Source organism: Curtobacterium sp. UNCCL20 (genome assembly GCF_900101675.1).
Taxonomy (GTDB): Bacteria; Actinomycetota; Actinomycetes; order Actinomycetales; family Microbacteriaceae; genus Curtobacterium.
Genome location: NZ_FNKG01000004.1, coordinates 343107 through 362532, shown reverse-complemented (window position 1 = coordinate 362532; position 19426 = coordinate 343107). Strand labels below are relative to the sequence as shown.

Genomic DNA, 19426 nt, shown 5'->3' with positions numbered 1-19426 from the left:
GCCCCACGGCCGTCGGGACGCTCTGCGGGTCAGCGGACGACGGTCAGACGGCCGTCGCGCTCTTCGACGACGCCGGACCGCGGCGTCCACACGGTGAAATCGTCCACCGTCGTGCGGCTGAGCTCGTCGGCGTGCTCGTCGAGGAAGGTCGACACTTCGCCGCTCGGGGGGAAGCGCCGGTCGTCGCCGACGACGATCGCGACGAACGGACCGTCGTCCGGCTCCATGGAGCCGCGGCCGGCGAAGTACGGGTCGGTGAGCGTGGGCGTGGCGGCGGCGAACAGCACGCCACCAGTCGCCCGTCCGTGCCTGTCGAGCCACGCGTCGACCCGTGCGATGCCGTCCGGGTGCGTGCGTGCGATCGTGATGCTCTCCGCTGCCGACGGCACGACGAGCGCGACGACGAGCACCGCGGTCACGACGCCGCCGATCGGGCGTGGAGTGCGGGTCGCCAGGCGGGTGATGCCGATCGCCGCCAGCGCGATGAGGAGCGGCATCCAGGCGGCGTAGTAGTTGGCGAGCGCGATGTGTGCGACCACCGTGTAGAAGACGACGAGCAGGCCGAGGGCCACGGCGAGGTACGCCACCAGTCGGTCCGGTCGCAGCACCAGGGCCGCGAGCAGCCCGATCACGAGCACGGTGGTCGTGACCGCGCCGACACCGGACCAGAGGAACCACGCGTTCGCCCACCACGGCGCGAAGGTGTGGACCGACCCCGCGATGGACAGCGGGTGCCCGTGCTCGTTCTGGCCGTACTGGAACTGGACCATGTACACGATCGCTGAGCGCATCCCCATCGGTGCGTAGAGCGCGACCGTGGCGAGGACGAAGGCGATCAGCCACGCGGATCCGCCGACCAGGATGCGCCACGGCTGCCGGAAGAGCAGGGGGAGGAGCAGGAACGCCGGCAACAGGACGATGGTCGAGACCTTCGAGGTCACGGACACCGCGAACAGCACGCCGGACAGGGGAGCGAGCCACACGCGGTCGCTCCGGATCCACGCCCAGGCCACCGCGAGGGCGAAGACCGCGAACGCGATCATGACTGGGTCGAGCAGCGCGTACCGGTCGACGCGGGTGCCGAGGAAGGCGCGAGGCGTGAGCAGCCACACGGCGGCGACCAGCAGTCCGGACCAGTACCCGAGCTCACGTCGGAACCACCAGAACAGGGTGACCCCGACGGCGAGCACCAGGACACCGACCACGATGCGTGGCCCGAGGACGCCCTGGCCGAAGACGAACTGCGCCGCACCGAACAGGTACTTGGCGGTCGGTGGGTGCTCCCGGTTGGCGGAGAAGTCACCGTGCAGGTACGACCAGCCGGCGCGGACGTAGATGGACTCGTCGCCGTGGACGTTGTGCCCGAGCAGGTTCCAGAAGCACTGGTACAGCGCCCACACCGCCACGACGACGAGGGCGCCCAGCCGCAGCGCCGGTGCGTCGGACAGGCGCCCGAGTCCGTTCCGCACGGCTGGTCAGGCCCCGCGGCCGGTGATCGCGCGGATGCGCGCGACGACGCGCGGGTTCCGGGCGCCGAAGGTGAGCGCGGTGAGGCGACGCAGCGACACGGTCGCGCGGTGCACGAGCAGCCCGGTCGCCTCGGCAATGTCCGAGACGGCGTGCCAGCGAGCGCGGAGGGCAGCCGGGTCGATCTCGCTCGTCGCGGCCATCCGGATCAGCCGGACCAGGTCGTCCCCGTCATGCCACGCGGTGCTCTGGTTCTCGAAGCGGCGCAGGATGCGGTCGATGGCCGAGGCGCGGTGGTTCGCAACCGCCTGGGACCAGCGGACGTCGTGCGACACGGGGTCGACGAGGATCCAGCGCGGGGCGTTGGCGTTCAGCGCGGACAGCTGCGCGAACGTCGTCAGTGCGCCGAGGGCGACCGCGACGTCGAAGATCTGCCGGGGACGGCCCCCGACGGCGATCGCAGCGCCCGGGAACGCCTGGCGTGCCACGCGGATCTGCGACTTCGCGACGATGATCGTCACGACGACGTCGTCCGGGGCGGCCTCGAGGGTGCTGAGGACCCGCGCGACCACCTCGTTCGTCAGCTCGGCGGGGACGTGCAGGGCGACGCGCACGACGTCGTCGTCGGGCAGGAACGCGTCCGCGAAGACGTCGACGGCATCGCGGTAGCGCGCCAGGAAGAGGGCGACGGCGCCGGCGTAGAAGGGGTACCGCTCGAGCAGGATGCGCTCGTGCTCCAGGCGGAGCGACGGACCCCGGTCACCGCTGAAGCTCGTCGACCCGGTGTGCAGGACCAGAGCGCGGTTCGCCAGCACGGATGTGAAGCCGTGCTCGTTGATGCGGAGGCAGAAGTCGTTCTCCTCGCCGTAGCCGGGGGAGAAGACCTGGTCGAAGAGTCCGAACCGATCGACCATCTCGCGGCGGATGAGGAAGCAGAAGCCCATCGCCACGGGGGAGACGGTGTGCCGGGGGAGCAGGTACTTCGTCCGGCCGTGGAGCTCCCGGGTGCGACGCGGCGCGAGGGTGGCGCGCGGGTTCCGTCGGGCGTACGGGAACGAGGCGATCGTGGCGTTGTCGCTCCGCGCGCAGACGACACCGATCACGTCGTCGGACTCGAGGACGGCCGTCATCTCGTCGAGGAAGCCCGGCATCGGGACGGTGTCGCTGTTGAGGAGCAGCACGTCGTTGCCGGTCTGGTCGAGCTCGAGGACGGCACGGTTGCAGTTGCCGACGAAGCCGAGGTTCCGCGGGTTGCGCGTGTACTCGAACCCCTCGTGGTCGCCGACGAGTTCGAGCACGCGGGCCTCGATCGCGTCGACGCGCGGACCGACGTCGTTCGCGAGCAGGACCCGGTCGACCGAGAAGTCGACCGTCTCGAGCAGCGCCTCGATGCAGCGTTCGAGTCCGGGCAGGTCGTCGTAGATCGGGACGACGATCGTGACCGGCCGGCGGTCGCGGGTCACCGGCGGGCCAGCTTCCGGACGACGACACCCGGCCGGGCGAGGAGCCGGCCGACGGCGCCGGAGCGCGAGCGCACGCGGTTCGCCAGCAGACCCACCGCGGCACGGGCGCTCGTCGCGCCGAGCGACGCGTACGCACCGGGCAGTTCGAACCAGTAGCGCGCCGCCTGGGGGAGTCGGTAGCCCTCCGTGCCGACCAACGCGACGAGCCGTGCGATCGCGGCCTGGTTGTCGTGGCCCGCACCCGTGACGGAGGCGAGACGTTCCGGGGCAGCCGCACCGTGCCTCCTGGCCGTGTCCGGGTCTGCCGCGTACGCGGCGAGGGCGTCTGCGAGAGCCGCCGTGTCGTCGGCGTCGACCAGCGCGCCGGTGACGCCGGGCTCGATCAGTTCCGCGCTGCCGCCCTGGCGTGTCGCGACGACGGCCTTGCCGAGCGTCATGTACTCGGCGGTGGTGCGACCGAACGCCTCGATGGTGGAGGGGGTGATGCAGACGTCGGCGGCCTCGATGAACGGGGCGGGCGCGTGCTGTTCGCCGGCGAAGACCACGTGGTCCGCGACGCCGAGGGCGCGGGCGCGGGCGGCGAGACGCTGGTCCTCACCCGGGTGCTTCCAGCTGCCCACGAAGCAGACGCTCGCCGTGGTGCCGCGCTGGTGGAGTGCGCCCAGGGCGTCGATCACACGGTGCTGGCCCTTGGACTCCTCGACACGGCCGACGACGGTGATGCGGAGGCCCGGCTCGGCCTGCGGGAAGGGCGCGACGGCCGGCGATTCATCCCTCGTCGCGAGGAGGCGCTCGGTGTCGACCGTCGGGTACGCGACCGAGAGCTTCTCGGCGGGGATGTACTGCGCCAGGTGGGCCCGCATCGCCTCGGAGTTCGTGATCACCGCACCGGACATGAGACCGATGTCACCGAGGACGCCGGCACGACCCGTTTGGAACTGCAGACCGTGGTCGAGGTCGCCGTACTCACGGACGAACCAGGCCTGGGGGATGCCGAGCACCGCTGCGGCGAACGACGCCCAGGGTGCGACGAGCGTGTTCGTCACGACGAGGTCCGGTCGCTCGCGCTCGTACTTCCGGATGATCGCGTTCACGGCGGCGTAGTCGACGGTCGCGAAGGCGGCGCGTTCGGCGGCCGGAGCGGGCTGCGGACTCGGGAGCGCCCACCCGCGGAAGCGCAGGGCGTCGTACGACCAGCCGCGCTCGTCGAGGGCCTCGATGAACTTGCCGCGTGGAGCCTTCGTGATGAAGGTCGGGGTCATCGTGGGGTCCTGTGCCTGCCAGTCCTCCACGAAACGGAGGAGAGACCGCTCAGCCCCACCGAGGTTCACCGGCGCGGTGGAGTGGTTGGCGAAGCTGACGATCACCGTGTCAGCCTACAAAGGTTTCGGCGAGTGTTCGTCATGTCGTCACCCCCTGTGGACAGTCGTCACCGCGCCGGACAAGGATCGTGCGGCGCGTGTGCGAGAATGTCTCGTCCCCGAATCCCTGTGAGGAGCGCCTCGTTGCGCCCCGGAGGAGCCAGCACCCGAAGCATGACGTACCTGAACGAGCTCATGACCTCGCGAGAGCTGCTGGCGAACCTGACAGCACGCGAAGTCAAGGGCAAGTACCGCCGCACGGTCTTCGGGCAGCTGTGGTCACTGATCAACCCGCTCGCGACGATGCTGATCTACACGGTCGTGTACTCGTTCATCTTCCGGGCACGGCTCGAGGTCGGCGATCCGAGCGGGCTGAACATCTACCCGCTCTGGCTGATGTGCGGCCTGCTGCCGTGGATCTTCGCCCGGAACGTCATCAACTCCGGTATGACGTCGATCGTCGCCAACGGATCGCTCATCAAGAAGGTCTACTTCCCACGCATGACGCTGCCGCTGGCCGCCGTCGGGTCGTTCGGCTTCACGTGGCTCGTCGAGATGGGTGTGCTGCTCATCGTGCTCGCAATCGCGGGCTCCAACTTCTGGGTCTTCCTGCCGCTGATCGCATTGACCATGGTCTTCCTCGCGATGTTCGCCGCCGGACTCGGGCTGATGCTGTCGATCATCAACGTGCACTTCCGCGACATGCAGCACCTGGTGGGCATCGCTCTGCAGATGTGGATGTACCTGTCCCCGATCGTCTACCCCCTGACGCTCGTGGAGAACGCTGCGAACAAGGCCGGACACCCGTGGATCATCCACGTCTACAAGCTCAATCCCATCGAGCGGTTCTCCGAGGTCTTCCGGAACCTCATGTACGACAACCGTCTCCCGAACTGGAGCGACCTGGTCGCGTGCGCCATAGCGGGCTTCGCCTCGCTCGCACTCGGCTACTTCGTGTTCTCCCGCAACGAGAAGAAGCTGGCAGAACTGCTGTGACCGATGCCGCCGTCACCGTCGACCACGTGTCGAAGCGTTTCCGCATGTACAAGGAGCGGAACGACTCGCTGAAGAGCATGGTCATGCGCGGGAAGAAGTCCGTGCACGAGGACTTCTGGGCCCTCAAGGACGTCTCGTTCGAGGTGCCGCACGGCACCACGTTCGGCCTGATCGGCAAGAACGGGTCGGGCAAGTCGACGCTCCTGAAGTGCCTCGCCAAGATCCTCTGGCCGGAAGAGGGTTCGATCACCGCCCGCGGCAAGCAGGCGTCCCTGCTCGAGGTCGGCTCCGGGTTCCACCCCGAGCTCTCCGGCCGCGAGAACGTCTTCCTGAACGGCTCGATCCTCGGCATGAGCCGCAAGGAGGTGACCCGGAAGTTCGACGAGATCGTGTCGTTCTCCGGCGTCGGCCACTTCATCGACCAGCCCGTGAAGAACTACTCGTCGGGCATGTACGTGCGCCTCGGCTTCTCCGTCGCGGTCGCAGTCACTCCGGACATCCTCGTCGTCGACGAGGTCCTGGCCGTCGGTGACGCCACCTTCCAGAACCGGTGCCGGACGAAGTTCAAGGAGATGAAGGAAGAGGGCCGCACGGTCATCCTCGTCTCCCACTCGATGAGCACCGTCAAGGACATGTGCGACGACGTGGCCTGGCTCAACGAGGGCGAGCTGAAGATGATCGGCAAGACGAACGACGTCGTCAGGGCCTATAACGAGACGGTCTGAGGTCGACAACCAGCCTCTTCTGACCGCGTGCTTGGGCTTAGGGCAAGCGCTGAAGGCCGCAGCATCTGCCTCCAAGATCGCAGCTGACGGTCGACGGGCAGCACCGTCGGCGCGGCTCAGCAGACCAGCAGTGTCTCCTGCGCGGCCGACCTGTCCCGGCTTCATCAGCACGTTCTCTGTATGGATAATGCCGCGGTTTCGGCGGCGTTGTAGAGGTCTTCGAATGCAATGGGCGAGTAGTACGCCAGCCCGGAGTGGCGTCGGGTGGGTTGTAGAACGCTCCGATCCACTCGAACATCGCGGACGCCAGCTCGTCGCGTGGTGGCAAGTCGCAGCGGTCGAGGAGCTCGATCTGCATTGAGCCAAGGAACGACTCCATCAGCGCGTTGTCGTACGCGGATGCGACTTGCCCCATCGATCCCAGGAACTCCGCCTCGCGGAGCCGACTGCCGAGCAGTCAGGACGTGAATTGCGCTCCACGGTCCGAGTGGACGACCGTGCCGACTAATTGGCGTCGCCAGATGGCCATCGCACATCAACCAACGTCCCTGGGCCGTGCAGCTAGGCGATCGATCGAGCGTGGGTGCGCGGCGAGGTCGGCTCGTCGACCCGCGGGCCGCCGTCGACGGAGCACATCGCCGTGAACACTCGCTCTCGATTACGCCCGTCAGTTGCCACGAATGCGCGGCGCTCGCGCTCGATGTACACCTCAGCGGGCTGCCAACCGGCCGCAGCGTCGGCCCGGAGCGCGTCGATCACTGCTGAAGCGGTCTGAACGACAGGCCCGAAGCCGTCCTCACGGTGGTCAAAGTATCCGGGCCTGCCGACGTGAAGACCGTTGAAGAACTGCTCGCGGTCGAACTGGAAGTAGGTGACAGGCACATTCAAAATGGCCGCATCGAACGCCACCGACGTGTAGTCGGTGATGAAAGCGCAGGAGCGGGCGAGAACGTCCTGCACGTTGTCCGTCGCGAACGAAAGTACTTCAACCGAGGCCGGCAGGCCAAAGTCTCCCAGGTACGGCTTCATGTTGGGGTGAGGCATGAACGCGACCCGCTTACGGTGAGAAGCCGCAAGCTCGTGCAGGGCCGGATCTGTCAGCAACGCCCGGAACGCCTGCGAGTACTCGCTCGTCGCGAAGGCAGGGTGCTTCATGCGTTCGTTGGAGCCTTTGACAGCACGGCCTACGAGAGATTGACGCCACGTCGGCATGACGACGATCAGATCGCGGTCGGTTTGCGGGACCGCTGACCGGCGGGCCAAAAGTGCGTCGTGCCGCGGCAAACCGGTCAGGACGACCTCGCGATCACTGAACTTGTAGGGTCCGGGCCCGGCGATCGCCGCTCTCTCGTCCGGCGTCGAGGTCACGAAGACGTCGACGTCCTTCTCGTTCAGCCACCTTGACAAGTCGTTGTGAATCACTCCGTGCTGCAGGAACGTGAACGAGAACCGCTCGCGACCGAAGTCTGCACGGGGGAGCGGGTGAACGACGTAGTTGTCGATATGCGACGACGCGAGGTGTTTCGCGTGCAACATCATTGAGTACCAGTCCTTTGACTTGAAGTCGACGAGCCGGAAGCCCTCAGCTTCGAGCCGTGCCCAGTCCTTTGACTGCTTGGACAGCACGAACCAAGAGTTGACCTCCGGGTGGTTCTCCTTCATCCAGCGGTACTGGTGCTCTGCATTGTCGTTCGCGTCGGTGTCACGGTCCATGAACACCCAGGCGTCCCGGAACCGCTCCCGCGCTGACTTCGAGCGAGCCCTCCAGATCACGGGTCGGACTCGCCGTGCTCGAGCGCTGAAAAAGCGATCGCGGAGCGCTCGAGCCTCGGACTTCACCAAATCGAGACGTCCACTCGTCAGGGCCCATTGATCCGTATCCTGGTCGCGCTGGGCGACGATGTGCGGGTCGAGCATCCTCTTGGCCAGTGAGTAAGAGAGCGCGGGGTCGCCGCCGCGCGAGAACGCGACGGGCTGACCGTCCAATGCGGCCGTCGTAAGCTGGCCGCGCGTCAGCCAGACCACTCGGCGCCGCGCGAGCACGCGGCCGTAGAACTCGACGTCTTCGATCGTCTCGTGAACCGGGCGGACGGACGACTCGTCGACCGTCCATCGTTCCTCCGGGAGGACGCCGGTGAACCAGTAGACGATCTGCACCAGTTGATGGCGTTCGTCCACGGTGGCAAGTTCCACCTGGGACGGCCGCCAAGGTTCATCCGAGTAGCCGAACAAGAGCGCTTGGCGAACGGAGTCCGTCACCGCGATGGCAGAGAACTCACGTATGGCGTCCGGACTGAGGTACTCGAGGATCTGGGCCGCAAGTTGGTGAAACTCGCCGAGGATGTTCTTCGGTGCCGCGGCAGTGGCTGATCTGGCAGAGCGCTCGTTCCGGAAGTACCAGACCAAGTCGTACAAGACGGTGTTCTCGACCCAACGTGGAACCGGGCCGATCGCCGCCGCCTCCCGGAGGAGGTCCAGTTCTCCGTAACGCAGGACGTTCGTGTACTTCTCGGGCTGGTCGTACCCGCCCTGCACGAGAGAGGAGTTGTCGGATCGAACGCGGTAGAGGTACTTCGCAGACGCCATCAGCCCGATGTGGTGTGTCTTCGTCCGAAGCAGGTAACGACCAACAGTATGCGCGTCCTCGAAGGTCGGGCGGATCCGGGAGTCGAAGGTCAGACCCTGCTCGCGGAGTAGGTCGGTCCGAAGGAAAGCGTGGTTTACGCCGAACTGCGTCACCGGATCGAGCCGCATGTTTACGACTCGCGATCCCTTCTCGAAGCGCTTCCTCGAAGGATGATTGTCGGTGATGACGCCGTCATCGTCCGTCTTCATCAGGTGCGCCGCAAGAAGCGTCAAGGTCGGCCGGTCGTGGAGTCCGATGAACTTGACGACCTCGTCGAAGTACGACGGTTCAAACATGTCGTCGGGGTCGGGGAACGACACCCACGTTCCGCGGGCCTCCCGGAGGCCTGTGTTGCGTGCCTCTGCCAAGCCTTGATTCTCCTGATGAATCAAACGGGCTCCCAGCTGACGATCCGCGATCCAGGCCGCGATGATGTCTGAGCTTTCATCCGGTGAACCGTCGATGACGAACAGGAACTCGACACTCGAGAGGTCGTTGGTCTGGGCATCGATGGAGCGGAGGAAGTCTGGCAGGTACCGTGCAACGTTGTAGGTCGGCACCACAGCGGTGATCAGGGGGAGAACGGGCTCGGATTCGCGCGACATCTGTGCTTTCCTTCGGTTAACTTGACTAGTTTAGGCGTTTTCGGAGCGGGCTGGCACGGCCTGAACCGGGAGCGGTGGCAGACCGGCCCGACCACCTCGACCCGTGACCGCTCGCCGCGTTCGAAGTTCCCTGTTGGCGATTCGCGCGTCTCGACATGTCCTTGGCCGCGCGGCGACAGTCTCCCGAGAGATCGTCGACGCACAGATGTGGCGATGAGCTATGGCATGCAAGGTGCAGATCTCTTGCCCGGTGCGCTGTCGACGTCGCCCGCACGCGACGCCGTAGCCCTCGTCGGTGCAGCCGATCGAGCATGCACGCGATTACGATGACGGAGTGGCCCGCCTCGACTCGCACCGTTCCCTTTCCAAGCTCACCGCGTTCGTGAAGGAACGAACCGGTGCCCGATCGGGCCCGATCGTGCTTCTCGCCGACTCCGTGGACCACCCGGCCGTGTCACATTTCTCGTCTGCCTTCCCTCGGCTTTCGGTTCTGCTTCCCGAACCCGCCGAGCGAGCTGGCCTCCGGACTACGGCAGCCGCAACGCCTGAAGACGCGTCGATCGCGCTCAGCGAGATCGGTGCACCGCTAGCAGTCATCGACGTCCGAGCCACTCCGTCGGGGGAGCGTTCCGCCTGGTTCGAATGGTTGTTCTTCCATGTGGCGCTCTACGGTGTGTATGTTGCGCCCAAGGGTGAAGAGGTAACTGCAGCGTGGCTCGCCGCCGCGACATCGACCGTTCAGCACCGTGGCCCCGCGCAATTGAAGGAGCTTGGCGCGTCTGCTGGGTCCGTGGCACTCGTCGGAGGGTACGTCGCCGTGCCCAAAATGGTCTCGCACATCTTCAAGCTGAAAGAGGAGAACACCGACCGATACCTGCCGCAGCGAGAGGGCATCTCGAGCTTCCGCACGATCACAGAGATGGCCGGCGGCACATTCGCAGCAAAGACGGCGATCGTCGAACATGGGGGCAGGAAGCTGCCCTCGAGTCGCTGGGATTACCATAAGTCTTCGGTGCGTTACGTCCGTGGACCAGTCCAAGTGCTGGCCGACGGACTCGCCTTGAAGGGAAACACCGCGTTACCGTCGTCCTTCCGACACGCGCGTGCTCGCGACGTGAAGAATGATGCCCTGCGCAGCCTTAATCAGGAGTTCGGAATCGTGAAGGCGCCGTCCACCACCCCTCGGCACCTTCCCGGGCAGTACTACGACCTCAGCTCCACCCTAACCGGGCACTTCGGCCACTTCATCACCGAGACCGTGGCGAAGCTCTGGGGATGGGAAGCAGCGAAGAAGTCGGTCCCGGGGCTGAAGGTGCTGTACCGGACTCCCGTCAACGGTCGGGAACCGGCCCTCGAGCGGGCAGTCTTCAAGGCTTACGGCATTTCAGACGACGACATCGTCTTCGTATCCGATGACGTGACCGTCGATGGCTACGCTTGGAGCTCCTACCTGTGGCAGAACCTTGCGAACTACCACTTTCATCCAGCGATCGCCGCGACATGGCGGCAGCTCCGGAACGGCCTCGTTGACATCGGTAAGGCGACTCCAAAGCGACTTTTCGTCTCTCGCTCAGATAAGAGCTCCGACAAACGTGCCTGCCGGAACGTGGACGACCTTGAGGCACTATTCCGCGAAGCGGAGTTCACAGTCGTCTATCCCGAACTGCTCCCTTTTGAGGAGCAGGCAACACTCTTCGGCAATGCCGAAGTGGTCGCCGGGCTCGCTGGGTCCGCCATGTTCAACATGCTGTTCGCTGAGAAGCTTAAGCGAGTGATAGTCCTGTCGCACGACTCTTACACCGCTCGAAACGAATTCCTCTACAGCGCGGCACTCGCCGAGGAACTGCACTACTTCTGGTCCCGAGCAGACCTCCAGCACGGTAAGAAGGGCTTCTCGACCGAGGCGTTCCACTCTTCATGGGAATTCGACCTCAAGCAACACACGAACGCCCTGTCAGAGGTCCTCAACAAGGGCTGACGACCGCCCGGAGCCGACCGCGTAACGCTACTCCGGTGTCGGAAGTGCACGCATTGACGGCGTCGCGGGACGGCACGACAGCCACGAGTACCGCACCGCGGTTTTTGACCGACTTCGCACGACGGTCGACCTGAGCCGCTGAACAGACTGGTTCGCCCGGGCCAGAACCGGTGCAGGATTCCATCTCGATGCGTGGGAAGACGGCCGTGACGATGGCCATGACAACGCACGGGCCGCGGAAATTTGGGAAGCGTGCGCCCTACTCCCGACCGGAGGTGAGAGCGCGCATCGCTTGATAGACACGTTCGCTCGATTCCTGGTCCCGCGTCTCGAAGGCGTTGGCCGCGCGTGCTTGGTAAAGCCTACCCACCTCGAACCCGGCGGCAGCAGCGTGCTGCACCGCGTCGATGACTTCGTCGTGTTCCGTCAGCACAGGACCAAAACCGTCTCGTTCGTAGTCGAAGTAGCCGCGGCGGCGCGGGTTCTTACCGCCCCAGAACTCGGCGCGATCGAACTGGTAATAGGCAACCGGCACCCCGATAAACGCCGCCTCGAAGGCGATCGACGAGTAGTCCGTCACGATCATCGCTGCACGCGCTAGTACGGCCTGGATATCGTCGACGGCGAAATCGAGGACCTCGACTCTAGAAGGCAAATTGAAGTCCGCGAGGTACGGGCGCATGTGCGGGTGCGGCATGAAGACGACGCGGGCGTCTCGACGATGGGCTGCCTCGTGCAGGCGTGCATCATTGATCAGCCGTGAGTACCGCTGGGCGTATTCGCTGCTGTGGAAGTTCGAAACACGGTTGCGCTCGTTCGCGTTGTCCACGCGGTCGCCCACCAGGTACTGCCGCCACGTCGGGATCACGACGATCAGTTCCGGAGTGCCAGCTGCTGATCGCTTGCGGAGCAACTCGTCGTGCCGGGGGAATCCGGTCTTGATGACTTCCTTGTCCGTGAACTTGTACGGCCCCGGGCCAACGAAGGCTTCATGCTCCGGTCGAGTCACCGAGATCATCAGATCGAACGGCTTCGTGTTCAGCCACCTGGAAAGGTCGTCCTGGGTTACTCCGTGCTGCAGGAATGTGAACTTGTACCGCGGGTTGCCGTAGCGGCGTCGATCAAGTGGGTGCGTCACGTAGTAGTCAGCGTGGGAAGATGCGAAGTGGTCGGCGCTGAGCAGCAACTGCTTCCATGGCAACGATCCGTACTCGACAAGTTTGAAACCTTCGGCCTTCAGCCGCATCCACGAGGGGCTCGACTTCGTCAAGATGAACCACGGATTCGTCTCTGGATGCGCTTGGGCGAGGTGTCGGTAGAGGTGCTCAGCGTTGTCGTTCGCCTGGTCGTTCTTGTCCATCAATGCCCAAGCGTGCGCGAACTTCCGGCGAACCCACGGAAGGCGCAGTGACGTGGCGAGAGCCCAGTCGTGCGCCTTTGATCGAGTCCACCTCCGAGCCTGCCACCACGCGCGGATGGACCGGGCAGCGTACCGAGTAAATTCTTCGTCGCTGGGGTTGAAGCGTGCGCGCACCCCGCGACGCTTGTTCAACACCATGGAGCTGATGATCTTCTCCGCAAGACCTTCGATGCCCGGCGCAGACTCGCCACGGTTGATCGACTTCGGCTGTCCGTTGAGCAGGTAGTGCATACGACGGCCGCGGGCTACCCAGACGATCCGGCGACGCATCAGTACCCGGCCGTAGAACGCAAAATCGTGAATCGTCTCGTGCTCAGGAACCGCCGGTAGCCCGTTGACGATGATCTGCTCGGCTGGAAGTTCGCCGTTGAACCAGTAGTCGAACCGCACGAGTTGCTTCGTTTCGTCCACGTCTGCAAAACGCACGTAGGACGGCACGTAGCTGTCCTCGTAACCGTGCTGGAACACGAGCCGGATGGACCAGTCGACTTGCATGAAGTCGAACCCACGGATTGCGTCGTGCGACACGAGTTGCAGGATCTCGCGCATGAGTTCGTGGAACTCGGGTAGGGCATCTGCGGGCGCTGACGCGCTCAGTGAGTGAATGGACAGCTGCTCCTTGAAGTACCAGAAGAGTTCGTAGAGCACAGTGTTTTCCAGCCACCGTGGAATCTCGCCCCGCGACTGAGCGGTGCGGAGCACATCGAGGTAGCCGTAGCGGAGGATGCTCGTGTACTTCCCTCGGCTCAAGTAGCTGGAGCCCAGAAGGGAAGAGTCATCTTCTCGTGTTCGGTAGTGGTACTTCGCAGAAGCCATCAGCCCGAGTTCATGCGAGTCACTGAGAATCAGGTATCGAGCAATGAGGTGCCCGTCCTCAAAGTGCGGCCGCACTCGGCCGTCAAACTGGATGCTGTGCGCCATGAGGAGGCTTCTGCGGAAGAATGCGGAGTTCACGCTCAGCTGGAAGATCGGCTCGACTCGGAGGTCTGCGATCCGGGACCCGCGTTCAAACTTCAACCGGTGGGGGTGGTTGTCCTTGAGCTCACCCGAGGGGAGCAACCGCACCTGATGCGCTGCGAGGACGTTGAGCGAAGATCGGTGGCCGTGAATACGGATGAATTTCGCGACCTCCTCGAAGTAGGTGCCCGCCAGCACATCGTCGGGGTCCGTGAACGTCACCCAGTCCCCAGTCGCGACTGCTAGTCCAGTGTTCCGGGCTGCAGCAACCCACTGGTTTTCCTGTGACAACACGACCACGTGCTCCCCGCGGCGCTGCTGGTACTCACGAAGTAGCGCGAGGCTGTCGTCCGTGGATCCGTCGTCGACGAACACGAGTTGGATCTGCGACATGTCGAACGTTTGCCGATCGAACGATTCGAATAGTGCTGGCAGGTACCGCTCTACGTTGTAGACAGCGATGACGGCGCTGATTAGGTACGGACGGTCGACAGCGTCGGACAACAGGATCCCCTCGGGTAGGCGGGCGCCGTTTGGCGCCGACCCAGCTTACGCACTGTGAAGACGCAGAAGGATCGCTTCCTGCACGGTTTGCACGTGCAAGAGACGTGCTTCGACTTCAAGACTCGTCCATGTTCACGGAGAAGTGGGCGATGTACGCGATCACCGTTGGCGCGACGGCAATCGCAGGGTGGTCCAAGCGAGGCCGTGGTCCGATGACAGCACCGCTGTTGCGGGGTTCCACGCGTTCGTGAAGCCGAGGTAGCCAGGATCGAACGCGTCGTCAGGATCGGGGAAGGAGACCCAAGTCCGCTGCGAACGCGCAGAACGGTGTTCCTACCTCGGCGAGTCCCTGGTTGTGCTCGCAGATCCCCGGCGCGTTCAGTTCTCAACCCTCGAACCACGGTTCGATGATCTGTCCGCTGTCACCCGGCGAGCTGTCGACGACGAACAAGAACTCGGCGTTCTCGAGCGAGTTCGTCTGAGTCGAGACCTGTTCAAGGAAGTCGGAGAGGTACCGAGCGACGTTGTCCGTCAGCACGACGGCGGTGATGAGGGGCTGGCCGACGTCGGGTGATCGATCACTGACTCGAGCTCGGGACCCTGACGGTCGCGCTGATCAAGTTGTGATCGGACGGCAGAATCGAGGTGCCGGGGTTCCATCGGTTCTCGAACTGCAGACTGCCAGCCATGCCCCGCGTCAAGATGTAGTCAATACGTAGCCCGTCTTGATTCGGGTCGGCAACCTGCGCGGAAGGCGGGGTGAATCCGTTGTAAGTGGGTCTGTCCGTGCCGACCCTCCGCAGCGACGCGGATGCATCGTAGAATCCGCCCCGAACGAGCGTGGGCTGTGCGCCGTTCGTCTCGTTCTCCGGGTAACGGTGGTCGTTCAGGTCTCCCCCGAAGAGTACGGGGAGCCCCGCGAGCTTCGGGTCTGAGTTGGTCAGCGCGCCCAACGACGCGATGACCTGGGACGAGTTCGCTCCGAGCAAGGATTTCTTCTGCGCACCGTAGGAGGCGGACGGCAACGCGTAGTGCGCAGCGACGACCATGAAGCGCGTCGCGGACTGCCCACGGACCGTGAACACAGCCCAGGGAATCGACGTCTCTTTTGCGGTCGACTGCGGGTAGGTCCGGTAGTCCTTCACTCCAGCGAGGTACCCCTGAGCCTCCAGGTCCAGCTTCGCTGGGTTGTAGAGGATCCTCGTTCCAGCCTCGGTCGAGCCGGACGGCGCCGCACCGCTGTAGGTGAGCTGCAGGTTAGCCAGGTGAGCGTCGAGGTCCTGGTAGGCCTCCCGATTCGCGGTCGAACCGGATGGACCACTCGCCTCCTCGACCGTCAGGATGTCGGGCGCGGCCGAACCGATGACCGTCGCAAGGGTTCCGACTCGTGCGGACCAAGGCTTCCCGGTGGCCGGTTCGCACCCAGCGCACATGACGTTGTAGTTCGCCACGCGCAGCTCTGTGCCGCCGGCGGCAGGGGAGACCGGCGTCGGCCAGGCGTGGACCTGGGGCGACTTCCGGATGTATGTCGTGTCGTAAAAGGTGTTCCGCGCCTGGAGCCGGACGTAGATGGGGTTGCCGAAGGCTGTTGACGTGAGGTCGGCGGCACTCATCGGTACGTCGTAGGTCCAGGTGCCCTTGGTGCTGAACGCCGAGAACCACGAGCTGTAGTGCTCCGACCAACGGTCGGGCACCCTGTTCTCGTTGGGGCCGGCAGACCATCGGACGCGGTAGTCGCTGGCATTCGGAACAGAGGCGAAGGTGACTCGCACGCCGGTCGGGATCGGCGTCGCGGTGACCGCGCCGAACTGACCGACGGACTGTGGCTTCAGCTTGATCTGGAGGGTCGTCGAGTACCGCCCCGATCCGGCCGCGTTCTTTCCCGCCACGACGAGGTAGTAGGTCTTAGTGGGAGTCAACGAACCGATCGTCAGTGTCGTCCCCGACGTGGACCCCCAGGTCGGACTCGAAAAGTTCGACTGGGTCGACCACTTCGCGGCGTACGAGGTCGCGCCGCTCGCCTTCGTCCACTGGACGGTCACCGATCGTGTGTTCCACGTCTGCCCGGTCATCTTGACGCCCGTCACCTGATTCGGGACCGACGCGGCCTCGGCCGCTCCGGGTGCTGCAGTGCCCGTGATCAGTGCCGCGCACATCGCGATCACGGTCGCGAGCGTGAGTCGTCGCTTCAGCTGTGCAGTCGAATGCATGATGCCCCCTTTGACGAGGCGAGGATATGCGCGCGTCCGCGAGAAGCCAACACCCCCGACCGAGTGCAGGCCTTCCGGCGCATAGCGGCGACACCCTGCTGTTACGGTCACTGACGTCATGAATTCGAACTCCAGGCGCTCGTCCGGTCCGCTCCGTCCGCTCCTCTCTGTCGTCGTTCCGGCGCGGGACAGTGGCCCGTGGATTGGCGAGGCGCTCGAGAGCATCCTCAACCAGGAGATCCGGGACCTCGAGGTGCTCGTGGTCGACAACGGTTCGACCGACGGGACAGCGGGAGTGGTCGACGAGATCATGTCTGGCGATCACCGAGTGCGGAGGATCAAGTCCGCTGCTCGATCGGCCGGCTCGGCGAGGAACGTCGGTGTGGAGTCGGCCACCGGCGAGTACCTCGTCTTCGCGGACTCGGACGACATCGTGCCGGACGGAGCGTACCGAGCCATGCTCGACTCGATCCGGTCGAGTGGCTCGGACATGGTGATCGGCGATCACCTCAAGTTCTCTGCGACCCGCACTTGGAGTCCGACCCACCGCTGGTACCCGTTCGATTCCGCGCGAAGCGGGCTCCGTCCCGACGAGGCCCCGACGCTGCTCGCTGGGCGGCCTTGCTGGAACCGCATGTTCCGTCGATCCTTCTGGGACGCTGCTGGGCGGCGCTTCCCAGAGGTGCAGAGCGTGGAGGACATCGAACCGATGACCCGCGCGTTCGTGGAGGCACGATCGATCGACGTCGTGCCGAACTGCGTCTACCTCTACCGAGACCGTGGTGACACGACGTCGTTGTCTGTGCGCGCAGATGCGTCGGTGACCGTTCGGTACCTCGAGCAGGAACGAGCCTGCGCCGCCCTCGTGCACGACCACCCGGTGCTCCGAGCGCAGCACGGCGAGATCGTCCTCGACGCCGATGGCTGGGCACACCTGCACCGCTATCTCTCCACGAACCCGACCGACGAGAACATCGCTGCGGTCGGACGAGCAACGGCAGCGTTGCTGGCAGTGATCCCGCTCGATGGTCTCGACCACGTCGCGCCGGTGCGACGGACGCTGTGGCAGCTCGCCCTCCTCGGGGAGTGGTCGGCGGCTCGCTCGTTCGTGCTCCGAACCTCGGGCGGCTCGGAGATAGATCGACTGGCCGCCTGGGTCGACGCGGTCGCACTCGTCCACCGGTCGGACGAGAACGGCGCGAGAGCGCTGGCGGTCGAAGGATTGGTGCCGGCCTTCGTGAACGGCGCTGAGGGAATCTCGGCCGAGTGGTTCGCGGACCGACTTCCGGCGATCGATGCCGTCGAGCTGGCGAGCACGGGCACCTTGTTGCCGGACGCCATGATCGCCGCACTCCGGTCGCCGGACCGGTCCGTCGTGCCGACCGTCTCCGCCTTGCGCCATGTGGTGCCTTTGGTGATCGATCGCGTCGATGCGTCAACTCAAGGACTGGTCATCGGCGGTCCGGCTGACGTCCGCGGACTCAATGTGTCGGGTGCCGTCGAACTCACCGGACCGGGCGGTGCTTCGAGCTTCGCGCTGGCTGCCGACGGGAGCCGGTGGCGCGCGGAATTGACTGAAGACGCGATCGCCCCCGGACGGCACTGGGTCTCGGTGTCGTTCGACGGAGTCGAGGGGAGCTTTCCTGTGGTCACTGCGCGGATGCCGCTCCCGCCGGTGGGCCACGAGCTGCCGATGCAGCCGCTCGCCGACCGGAAAGACGGGTGGCGCTTCCTCGTGAATCGGCGCGCACTGCGGCGTCGAGGGATCAGAGGAGTGCTGCGAAGCGTCGGTCGAAAGGCCCGGTGATTCTAGGGGGAGGGGTCCCGAGGCGGGCCAGCTCAGACCGCGTCCAGGACCTCCGCATACTCCCGGGACCGCGCGAACGGCGCCAAGCGCCGGCTGAACTCCTCGGCGCCGGAAGCATCCCCGACCGGCCCCGACAGCAGCGCCGCCAGGGACCCGACGGCATCATCGGTGTCGAACCACCGGATCCACCCTTCGGCCCCGAACTCCGCACGCAGGTGCGGTTCGTCCGGCAGCACGGACGGCACCCCGAACGACGCGGCGAGGTGCAGGCTCCCGGAGTTGAGCACGCGACGGTAGGGGAAGACCGCGACGTCCGCAGCCCGGAACCACCGCTGCACGTCGACGTCCTCGACGTGGTCGTGCTCGCGGACGGCTCGGAGGTCGTCGCCGAGGAGCGCGTCGATCGTGGCGCGGTCGGCGTCGGGCGTCCTCCCGGCGAGCAGCAGGACCGGGCGGTCGGCGACGGGCACGCGGCGGACGGCGTCGACGAGGACGTCGAGCCCCTTGTACGGTCGCATCTGCCCGAACGCGAGGACGGTCCGGTCCGTGGGGGCCAGGCCGAGTGCCTCCCGCGCGGCGGACCGGGTGACGGTCGACGGGTAGACGCCCTGGTAGCTCGGGTGCGGGATGTGCACGACCCGGGTGGGGTCGAGTTCGTAGTAGGGCGCGACGGCGGCGCGCGTGTCGGCGTTCATCACGTGCACGGCGTCAGCGGTCGACGCCAGGTACCGGTTCAGCTCGAGCTCGAGTTCGAGGTGGCGCGCGTCGTGGGGGAGGACGTTGTGGATCGTCCAGACGAGCCGGGCTCCGCGGGATCGTGCTGCGTCGACGGCCGTCCGGAATCGATCGAGCCGTTCCTGGGCAGATGCGAGGTCGTCGTCCGCTCGCTGCACGATCGGGGCGGTCCAGTGCATGTGGAACACATCGCCGGCGCCGAGACGATCGAGGTGCTGTTCGAGATGCTCGAGGCGGAGGCTCTCGAGGACGTTCCAGCCGCGGGCCCGGGGCGCCAGCAGCATCAGGTTGAGGTACGGGTTGTCCCGGTAGGCGGGGAACACCGCGAGGGAGCGATCGGGCACCGCCCGATCCTACGGTGTGGCGTCAGTCGAGCGTGGCGACGATGTACTCGGCCTCGTGGAGGACTGAGCAGAACGCCAGTCCCTCGTGGTCGAGCGCATCGCGCTTCCGGATGACTGCGCCGCACACTGCGCACTTGGTCGTGAAGGTCGACCGCATTGCATCAGAGAGGAGCGACATGGATGAATCGTGCTCCGTCAAGGTGAACAGCGAGCCGCCTTTGTCTCGGA

General features: G+C 65.4%; 14 protein-coding genes. 5 read left to right on the top strand and 9 right to left on the bottom strand.

Annotated features, from left to right (window positions below):
* Nucleotides 1-29 precede the first annotated feature (29 nt).
* From BLT36_RS17350 to BLT36_RS17340, 3 genes are read right to left on the bottom strand one after another with little or no spacing between them, the layout of a single operon-like run.
* Nucleotides 30-1469: a glycosyltransferase family 39 protein gene (locus BLT36_RS17350; protein ID WP_092097033.1), complete on the bottom strand. Its 1440-nt coding sequence runs from the start codon at nt 1467-1469 to the stop codon at nt 30-32.
* Nucleotides 1470-1475: 6 nt separating this feature from the next.
* A complete protein-coding gene (locus tag BLT36_RS17345; RefSeq protein ID WP_092097031.1) occupies nt 1476-2930 on the bottom strand; it encodes a glycosyltransferase family 2 protein in 1455 nt (484 codons plus the stop codon).
* Nucleotides 2927-4297 (bottom strand): glycosyltransferase family 4 protein, encoded by a 1371-nt coding sequence (locus BLT36_RS17340; protein ID WP_092097029.1) that lies wholly within the window; start codon nt 4295-4297, stop codon nt 2927-2929. The genes BLT36_RS17345 and BLT36_RS17340 overlap by 4 nt, the downstream gene beginning before the upstream one ends.
* Nucleotides 4298-4465: 168 nt before the next feature.
* Between BLT36_RS17340 and BLT36_RS17335 the strand changes: the two genes are divergently transcribed.
* Both BLT36_RS17335 and BLT36_RS17330 read left to right on the top strand, forming a co-directional pair.
* The gene (locus BLT36_RS17335; protein ID WP_092097027.1) at nt 4466-5287 is read left to right on the top strand and encodes an ABC transporter permease; all 822 of its coding nucleotides are present in this window, start codon (nt 4466-4468) and stop codon (nt 5285-5287) included.
* On the top strand, nt 5284-6012 hold the full coding sequence (locus BLT36_RS17330) for an ABC transporter ATP-binding protein (RefSeq protein ID WP_217638330.1): 729 nt from the start codon (nt 5284-5286) through the stop codon (nt 6010-6012). The genes BLT36_RS17335 and BLT36_RS17330 overlap by 4 nt, the downstream gene beginning before the upstream one ends.
* 561 nt (nt 6013-6573) lie before the next feature.
* On the opposite strand, the gene BLT36_RS17325 is transcribed toward BLT36_RS17330, so the two are convergent.
* A complete protein-coding gene (locus BLT36_RS17325) occupies nt 6574-9243 on the bottom strand; it encodes a bifunctional glycosyltransferase/CDP-glycerol:glycerophosphate glycerophosphotransferase (protein ID WP_092097025.1) in 2670 nt (889 codons plus the stop codon).
* A gap of 334 nt (nt 9244-9577) precedes the next feature.
* Between BLT36_RS17325 and BLT36_RS17320 the strand changes: the two genes are divergently transcribed.
* Complete coding sequence (locus BLT36_RS17320) at nt 9578-11221, top strand: glycosyltransferase family 61 protein (RefSeq protein WP_139166512.1); 1644 nt, start codon at nt 9578-9580, stop codon at nt 11219-11221.
* 259 nt (nt 11222-11480) lie between these two features.
* Here the strand turns inward: BLT36_RS17320 and BLT36_RS17315 are convergent, their stop codons facing one another.
* From BLT36_RS17315 to BLT36_RS17310, 3 genes are all read right to left on the bottom strand, one after another.
* On the bottom strand, nt 11481-14102 hold the full coding sequence (locus BLT36_RS17315; protein ID WP_092097021.1) for a bifunctional glycosyltransferase/CDP-glycerol:glycerophosphate glycerophosphotransferase: 2622 nt from the start codon (nt 14100-14102) through the stop codon (nt 11481-11483).
* A 385-nt stretch (nt 14103-14487) separates the two neighbouring features.
* The gene (locus tag BLT36_RS18860; protein WP_175529708.1) at nt 14488-14640 is read right to left on the bottom strand and encodes a hypothetical protein; all 153 of its coding nucleotides are present in this window, start codon (nt 14638-14640) and stop codon (nt 14488-14490) included.
* Nucleotides 14641-14680: 40 nt separating this feature from the next.
* Nucleotides 14681-16021 carry an endonuclease/exonuclease/phosphatase family protein gene (locus BLT36_RS17310; RefSeq protein ID WP_139166511.1) on the bottom strand — a complete coding sequence of 447 codons (1341 nt, stop codon included), beginning with the start codon at nt 16019-16021 and terminating at the stop codon, nt 14681-14683.
* Here BLT36_RS17310 and BLT36_RS17305 point away from each other — a divergent pair.
* A complete protein-coding gene (locus tag BLT36_RS17305) occupies nt 16011-16193 on the top strand; it encodes a hypothetical protein (protein ID WP_092097017.1) in 183 nt (60 codons plus the stop codon). The genes BLT36_RS17310 and BLT36_RS17305 overlap by 11 nt on opposite strands.
* 237 nt (nt 16194-16430) lie before the next feature.
* Nucleotides 16431-18119 carry a glycosyltransferase family 2 protein gene (locus BLT36_RS17300; RefSeq protein ID WP_092097015.1) on the top strand — a complete coding sequence of 563 codons (1689 nt, stop codon included), beginning with the start codon at nt 16431-16433 and terminating at the stop codon, nt 18117-18119.
* A gap of 32 nt (nt 18120-18151) precedes the next feature.
* Here the strand turns inward: BLT36_RS17300 and BLT36_RS17295 are convergent, their stop codons facing one another.
* Both BLT36_RS17295 and BLT36_RS18855 read right to left on the bottom strand, forming a co-directional pair.
* Entirely contained in the window at nt 18152-19198 is a 1047-nt protein-coding gene (locus tag BLT36_RS17295) for a glycosyltransferase (protein ID WP_092097013.1), read from the bottom strand.
* 22 nt (nt 19199-19220) lie between these two features.
* Nucleotides 19221-19376 carry a hypothetical protein gene (locus BLT36_RS18855; protein ID WP_175529707.1) on the bottom strand — a complete coding sequence of 52 codons (156 nt, stop codon included), beginning with the start codon at nt 19374-19376 and terminating at the stop codon, nt 19221-19223.
* Nucleotides 19377-19426 lie beyond the last annotated feature (50 nt).

What these genes read in the sequence shown, in the direction of transcription:
- BLT36_RS18855 (WP_175529707.1), bottom strand. Translation starts at nt 19,376, where the DNA reads ATGTCGCTCCTCTCTGATGCAATGCGGTCGACCTTCACGACCAAGTGC.
- BLT36_RS17325 (WP_092097025.1), bottom strand. Translation starts at nt 9,243, where the DNA reads ATGTCGCGCGAATCCGAGCCCGTTCTCCCCCTGATCACCGCTGTGGTG.
- BLT36_RS17335 (WP_092097027.1), top strand. Translation starts at nt 4,466, where the DNA reads ATGACGTACCTGAACGAGCTCATGACCTCGCGAGAGCTGCTGGCGAAC.
- BLT36_RS17300 (WP_092097015.1), top strand. Translation starts at nt 16,431, where the DNA reads ATGAATTCGAACTCCAGGCGCTCGTCCGGTCCGCTCCGTCCGCTCCTC.